General features: G+C 76.3%; 3 protein-coding genes. 1 reads left to right on the top strand and 2 read right to left on the bottom strand.

Annotated elements, in window-relative coordinates:
* Positions 1 to 3,573: pullulanase-type alpha-1,6-glucosidase (gene pulA, locus ACSNOD_RS26725; RefSeq protein WP_436769625.1), on the top strand; the 3,573-nt coding region annotated here is incomplete at its 5' end.
* A 156-nt stretch (positions 3,574 to 3,729) separates the two neighbouring features.
* Here pulA and ACSNOD_RS26720 read toward each other — a convergent pair.
* Together ACSNOD_RS26720 and ACSNOD_RS26715 are read right to left on the bottom strand one after the other, a co-directional pair.
* Positions 3,730 to 4,431: a TetR/AcrR family transcriptional regulator gene (locus tag ACSNOD_RS26720; RefSeq protein ID WP_436769624.1), complete on the bottom strand. Its 702-nt coding sequence runs from the start codon at positions 4,429 to 4,431 to the stop codon at positions 3,730 to 3,732.
* Positions 4,432 to 4,619: 188 nt separating this feature from the next.
* Positions 4,620 to 6,620, bottom strand: a complete 2,001-nt coding sequence (locus tag ACSNOD_RS26715) for a hypothetical protein (protein WP_436769623.1) — start codon at positions 6,618 to 6,620, stop codon at positions 4,620 to 4,622.
* Positions 6,621 to 6,725 lie beyond the last annotated feature (105 nt).

The following is a 6,725-nucleotide window of genomic DNA, read 5'->3' as shown; positions in this document are numbered from 1 at the left end:
ACCCTCACCCTCACGCCCCCGGCCGCCGGCGCCACCGGAACCGTGGAGATCACCGCGAACGTGCCGGGCGACGGGCTGAACCGGGTCGTCTTCGCCGCCCAGGCCGGCAACGGCCGCTGGCAGACGCTCGGCACCGCCGACCACGCCCCGTACCGCGTCACCCAGCACATCACCGCCCCCGCCGGCACCCCGCTGCGCTACAAGGCCGTGGTCGTCGACGCCGCCGGCCGCACCGCCGCCGCCCACGCGGCGAGCACCGCCGGCGCGCCCCCCGCCCCCCAGAAGCCCACGGCCGTCAAGCGCGACCACGCCGTCGTCCACTACCGGCGCCCCGCGGGCGACTACGACGGCTGGCGGCTGAAGGCCGGCGACCGCACCGCGCCCTTCACCGGCCGCGACGCCTACGGGGCCTTCGCCTGGGTGCCGGTCACCGAGGGCGAGAGCGCCGTCCCCTTCACCGTCGAGCGCGACGGCACCCCCGACGGCCCCCAGCGCACCGTGTCCCTGAGCCGGACCGGCGAGGTCTGGATCGAACAGGGCAAGGACGCCCTCGCCGAGACCGCCCCCGCCGGCGCCCGGCCGCCCCAGGACCCGAAGAAGGCCGTCCTCCACTACCAGCGGCCCGACGGCGACCACGACGGCTGGGGCCTCCACGTGTGGACCGGCGCCGCCCAGCCCACGGACTGGTCCAAGCCCCTCCAGCCCGTCCGCCACGACGCGTACGGCGCCACCTTCGAGGTGCCACTGGCCGACGGCGCCCGCTCGCTCTCGTACATCCTCCACAAGGGCGACGAGAAGGACCTGCCCACCGACCAGTCGCTGGACCTGGCCGCCCTCGGCCACGAGGTGTGGCTGCTCGCCGGCCGCGCCACGCCCCTGCTGCCCACCACCAGGGCCGCGCCCTCGCTGGACCTCGGCACGGCCCACGCCCAGTGGATCGACCGCGACACCGTCGTCTGGCGGACCGCGGCGCCCCCCGGCAGCAGCCGGCAGCTCGTGTACGCCCCCGGCGGCGGCATCACCGTCGTCGACGGCGCCCTCAGCGACGAGGGCCAGTGGCTCCGGCTCCTGCCCACCACCCTCACCGAGCAACAGAAGGCCGCCCACCCGCACCTGAAGGACCGGCCCGCCCACCGCGTCGACCCGCGCGACCGCGACCGCGTCCCCCAGGCCCTGCGCGGCCAGCTCATCGCCACCGAGCGGGCCCCCGACGGCGCCCTGCTCGCCGCCACCGGCGTGCAGATCCCCGGCGCCCTCGACGACCTCTACGCGGCCCGCGCCACCCGCGCCGCCCTCGGCCCCGTATTCGACCGCGGCCGCCCCACCCTCTCCGTCTGGGCCCCCACCGCCCACACCGTCTCCCTCGACCTCGACGGCCGCACCGTGCCCATGCGGCGCGACGACACCAGCGGCGTCTGGAGCGTCACCGGCCCCGCCTCCTGGCGCGGCAAGCCCTACCGCTACGCCGTGACCGTCTGGGCCCCCACCGCCGGCAAGGTCGTCACCAATCACGTCACCGACCCGTACTCCACCGCCCTCACCGCCGACTCACGGCGCAGCCTGATCACCGACCTCGCCGACCCCGCGCTCCGGCCCCCCGGCTGGGACACCCTGCGCAAACCCGCGGCGAAACCGGCCCGTGACGCGCAGATCCAGGAACTGCACATCCGCGACTTCTCCATCGCCGACCGCACCAGCAAGCACCCCGGCCAGTACCTCGCCTTCACCGAGCCCGCCTCCGCCGGCATGCGCCACCTGGCGAAGCTCGCCGCCGCCGGCACCAGTCACGTCCACCTGCTGCCCGCCTTCGACATCGGCACCGTCCCCGAGCGGCGGCGCGACCAGGCCGTCCCCGACTGCGACCTCGCCGCGTACCCCGCCGACTCCCCGAAGCAGCAGGAGTGCGTGGCCGCGGTCGCCGCCAAGGACGGCTACAACTGGGGCTACGACCCCCTGCACTACACCGTCCCCGAGGGCTCCTACGCCTCCGACCCCGACGGTCCGCGCCGCACCCTGGAATTCCGCCGCATGGTCGCCGGCCTCAACGGCACCGGGCTGCGCACCGTCATGGACGTCGTCTACAACCACACCGTCGCCGCCGGCCAGGACGAGAAGTCCGTCCTCGACCGGATCGTGCCCGGCTACTACCAGCGGCTCCTCGACGACGGCAGCGTGGCCACCTCCACCTGCTGCGCCAACACCGCCCCCGAGCACGCGATGATGGGCAAGCTCGTCGTCGACTCGGTGGTCACCTGGGCGAAGGAGTACAAGGTCGACGGCTTCCGCTTCGACCTCATGGGCCACCACCCCAAGGCCAACATCCTCGCCGTGCGCCGGGCCCTCGACGCCCTCACCCCCGCCAAGGACGGCGTCGACGGCAAATCCGTCATCCTCTACGGCGAGGGCTGGAACTTCGGCGAGGTCGCCGACGACGCCCGCTTCGTCCAGGCCACCCAGCGCAACATGGCCGGCACCGGCATCGCCACGTTCTCCGACCGCGCCCGCGACGCCGTCCGCGGCGGCGGGCCCTTCGACGAGGACCCCCGCGTCCAGGGCTTCGCCTCCGGCCTCCACACCGACCCCAACGGCTCCGCCGCCAACGGCACCCCCGCCGAACAGAAGGCCCGGCTCCTCCACTACCAGGACCTGATCAAGGTCGGGCTCTCCGGCAACCTCGCCGACTACACCTTCACCGACACCCGGGGGCGCACGGTGCGCGGCGCGGACGTCGACTACAACGGCGCCCCCGCGGGGTACGCCGCCGCCCCCGGCGACGCGCTCGCCTACGCCGACGCGCACGACAACGAGAGCCTCTACGACGCCCTCGCCTACAAGCTCCCGCGGGCCACCCCGGCGGCCGACCGCGCCCGCGCCCAGGTCCTCGCCATGGCCATCGCCGCGCTCTCCCAGGGGCCCGCCCTCTCCCAGGCCGGCACGGACCTGCTGCGGTCCAAGTCCCTCGACCGCAACTCCTACGACAGCGGCGACTGGTTCAACGCCATCCACTGGCAGTGCAGGGGGCCCGGCTCCGGGCCCGGCTCCGGCACTGGCTCCGGGCCCGGCAGCCGCAACGGCTCCGGCTCCGGCGACGGCTCTGCCACTGGTTTCGGGCCCGGCAACGGCTTCGGCCGCGGTCTGCCTCCGGCCGCGGACAACCGGCCGAAGTGGCCCGTCGCCGCGCCCCTGCTGGCCGACCCCGCTCTGCGGCCCGGCTGCGCTCCGATCGAGGGTGCCTCCGCCGCGTACCGCGACCTGCTGACCATCCGGGCCACGGAGCCCGCCTTCTCCCAGGTCACGGCCGCCGGCGTGCAGTCCGCGCTCTCCTTCCCGCTGTCCGGCGAGCACGAGACCCCCGGCGTGATCACCATGCGGCTCGACGACCTGGTCGTGGTCTTCAACGCGACCCCGCGGCAGCAGACGCAGCGGCTCACCGCCGCGGCCGGCGAGACCTACGGGCTCCACCCCGTGCAGGCGCGCGGCGCGGACCCGGTCGTCAAGCGGGCCTCGTACGAGGCGGGTACGGGGACGTTCACCGTGCCGGGGCGGACGGTGGCGGTCTTCCGCCGCGGCTGAGAGCCCGCGGTCAGGGGCGTCGGGCCCCCGCGCCGGGACGGTGGTTCCGGGGCGGGGGCCCGGTGCGTTTTTTGGTGCGTTTCCGGGCGCGGGCCCGGGCGGCTCGCGGGTTCGCGTCGCGTGAAAGCGGTCTTTCGTTGAGGGGAAAGGGGGTCCTCAGGCGCGCGGGGCCGGTGCCAGGGCCGCCAGGCGCCGTACGAGGTCCCCGAAGGGGCCGTCCGCCGGCTCACCGGCCAGCACATGGCCCAGCATGTCCGCCATCTCGTCGTCGTACGCCGCGCTCACCGCCACCAGCGCGGCGAAGTCGTGCACGAGCTGGAGCTCCAGCTCCGCCCGGGGAATGGGGCGCCCGTCCAGCCACAGCAGCGCCGTCGTCTCGACCAGCGAGATCCACGACCGGACGACCAACTGCATGCGCGGCGGCGGCTGCTCGATGCCCAGATGGGCGAGCACCTGGTCGTACGCGGCCTGCCGCACCTCGTCGACCATGGCGCAGGTCCTGCTGGTCCCGGCGGCCGGGCCGCCCCGCATCAGCGCGGCGAAGCCGGGGCCGTGGCCGTCGACGAAGTCGAAGAAACGATGCATCACGCGCAGCAGCCGCGCGCCGAGCGAGCCCTGCTGGGGCTCGACGAAGCGCGCGCCCAACTCGTCGGCGGCGCGCCGCAGCGCCGCCTCGTACAGGCTCTGCTTGCCGGGGAAGTAGTGGTACACCAGCGGCCGCGATATGCCGGCGGCGACCGCTATGTCGTCGATCGAGACCGCGTCCGGCGGCCGCTGGCTGAACAAGTCGAGGGCGACGGCGATCAACTGCTGTCGTCGTTGCTCGACGCCCATTCTGCGGCGCACACCGGTCGTCATACGAACACTGTAACGAGGGACGGGGGGTGGGGAGGGAGTGATTCCGGGTGTGAGTGGTCCGTGGTGGTCCGTGGGGGAGGAGTGTGCGGTGGGCCGCGCCGGGTGGCCGGATGGCGACGGCCGGCACGCGTCGGAGGCTCGGCGGGCGGGCGTTGGACTCGGCGGGCGTTGGATTCGGCGGGGGCGCCTCAGCGGAGGGCGGTGATGCGGGTGCCGTCCGCCAGCGTTCCGGTCAGGACCGCCCGGGAGCCCGGCCGGGCCGGCACGGTCAGCAGGCGGCCCCGCGCCGTGCCTCGGACGCCACCGGTCAGGCTGATCGAGGAGACCTGCTCGCTGCCCGCCGCGAGCAGATACCACGCGCCGGCACGGGACTTCCACAGCACGCCGCTCAGCACGCGCGGCTCCCTCGCGCCGCAGGCCGCCGTGTTCTCGGCGACGGCCGCCGGGGCCCCCGGCGCACCCTCCGCCGCCGCCGGGCCGGGCGCCTGGAAGAGGGCGAGGACCTTGGTGCCGGTGCCCCGCCAGGTCTCCGCCCGGGTGCACACCCAGGCGGCCGTGCCGTCGCCGCCCGGCAGCGTCTGGGAGGCGAACTGCCAGGCGTTGACGGCCCGTACGCCCGAGGACCGCACGGCCGGCAGGTGGCAGGCCGTACGCGCCCAGCCCGCCCGCGCCGCGGCGCCCGACGCGTCGCGCGGGGCGGCGTCCGGTGCGCCGTAGGTCAGCTGGGCGGGGGTGAGCTCGCCGAGGTCGGTGGCGAGCCGCACCACCCCGCCCGTGCCGGGCCCGGACGTCCGCAGCTCCAGCGCGGGCCAGGTGCCGCAGTCCCCGCCGGCCCGCGCCGCCGTGCTGGGCAGCGGGTCGGTCACACCCTGCGGCGTACGGCGCAGCGCCTGCCCCGCGCCCTCGGGCCGCAGCAGGTCCCGCGCGCGGGCGTCGGTGACCCAGGGCGCGGTCAGATAGCGGACGTTGCCGTCCGTGCGGCCCACCACGATCGCGGTCGCGGTCGCGGCGGAGGCGCCGTCGGCCCGCGCGAAGTCCAGCGCCACGGCGCGTTCGTCGTCGTCCCCGCCGAGGGCCTCGGCGTACCGCACCACGCGCAGGCCGTCGTGGAGGAGGACGACCGCCGCCCCGTCCACGTCACCCGCGTAGAGGAGTTGGGGCGGGCCGGCGGCCGGGCCCGTGGGCGTCCCGGGCGTCGAGGTGACCTGGACGGTGGCGCCGGGGCGCGCCCAGACCGCGAGCGCCCGGCGCAGCAGGGCGGTGTCGTCGGTGCGCTCGCCGCGGGCGGGCCAGGCGGCGAAGTCGAGGCGGTCGGCGGTGCGCCAGGTGTCGGCGGCGGCCCGGGTCACGAGGGCCGGGTCCAGGGCCCGCTCGGCGGCCGCGTTGCGCGCGTACGGCGGGGCGGCGGCGCCGTCGGGCCCCCAGGTGTCGCCGGGGAGGCCCAGCAGCGCGGTGCACGCCACCAGGGCCACGGCGGCGGCGGTGGCGGCGCGCACGTGCTGCCGCCGCCGCACCAGGTCGGTGGGCCGGGCCTGGAGCGAACAGGGGTCGAACTCGGCCGAGTCCAGCAGCGAGCCGTCGCGGCTGCCCGGCGGGGTGCGTACGGCGTCGGCCTCCAGCAGGGCGGCCCGCGGGTCCTCGACGCCGGCGGCGGCCAGCACCTCGCGCAGCTCGTGGTCCGGCAGCCCCTCCAGGCCGCGCAGCGCGTAGGCGGCGCGGGCCGGGGCGGAGAGTGCGGAGAGCGCCTGGTCGAGCGCGAGTTCGTCGGCGCCGCCGGAGCGGGGGAACAGGCGCAGCCCCCACACCTGCGGCAGCAGCGGCGGCAGCCGGTCGCGGCCCGGCAGCTCCCAGCGGCCGCGGGGGCGGCCGGCGTCCAGCGCGGCGCGCAGGATGCGCAGCCGTACGAAGGCGTAGCCGGGGGTGGCGCCCGGCTGCGGAGGTGCGGTGGTTTTGGCCGCGTCCGCGCGGGAGCGGGGGAGCGCGGCGCGCTGGGCCACGGCGTGCGCGGTGAGCACGCGGCGGTTGCGGCCGAGCTCCGGCGGCAGCACGAGGTAGGCCATCCGCACCAGCCGCGGATAGTGCTCGACGAGCGCGGCCTCGGCCTGTTCGACGCCGATGGGCTCCGGTGGCTCGGGCGGCCGCCCGGGGGCGGCGGAACGGGAGCGGGGGGCGGCTTCCTGGGAGGTCACGTTCAGCAGAACGAGCGAATGATGCGATGGTCACCTTGTCGCCTCCGGCGCGGTTCGGGTGTTCGACCTCGCGTGAAGGTGACGCGCGGGGGCTCCCCGCCCACC

Source organism: Streptomyces sp. URMC 123 (genome assembly GCF_051386515.1).
Classification (GTDB): Bacteria; Actinomycetota; Actinomycetes; order Streptomycetales; family Streptomycetaceae; genus Streptomyces.
This window is presented reverse-complemented; position numbering and strand designations above follow the sequence as displayed.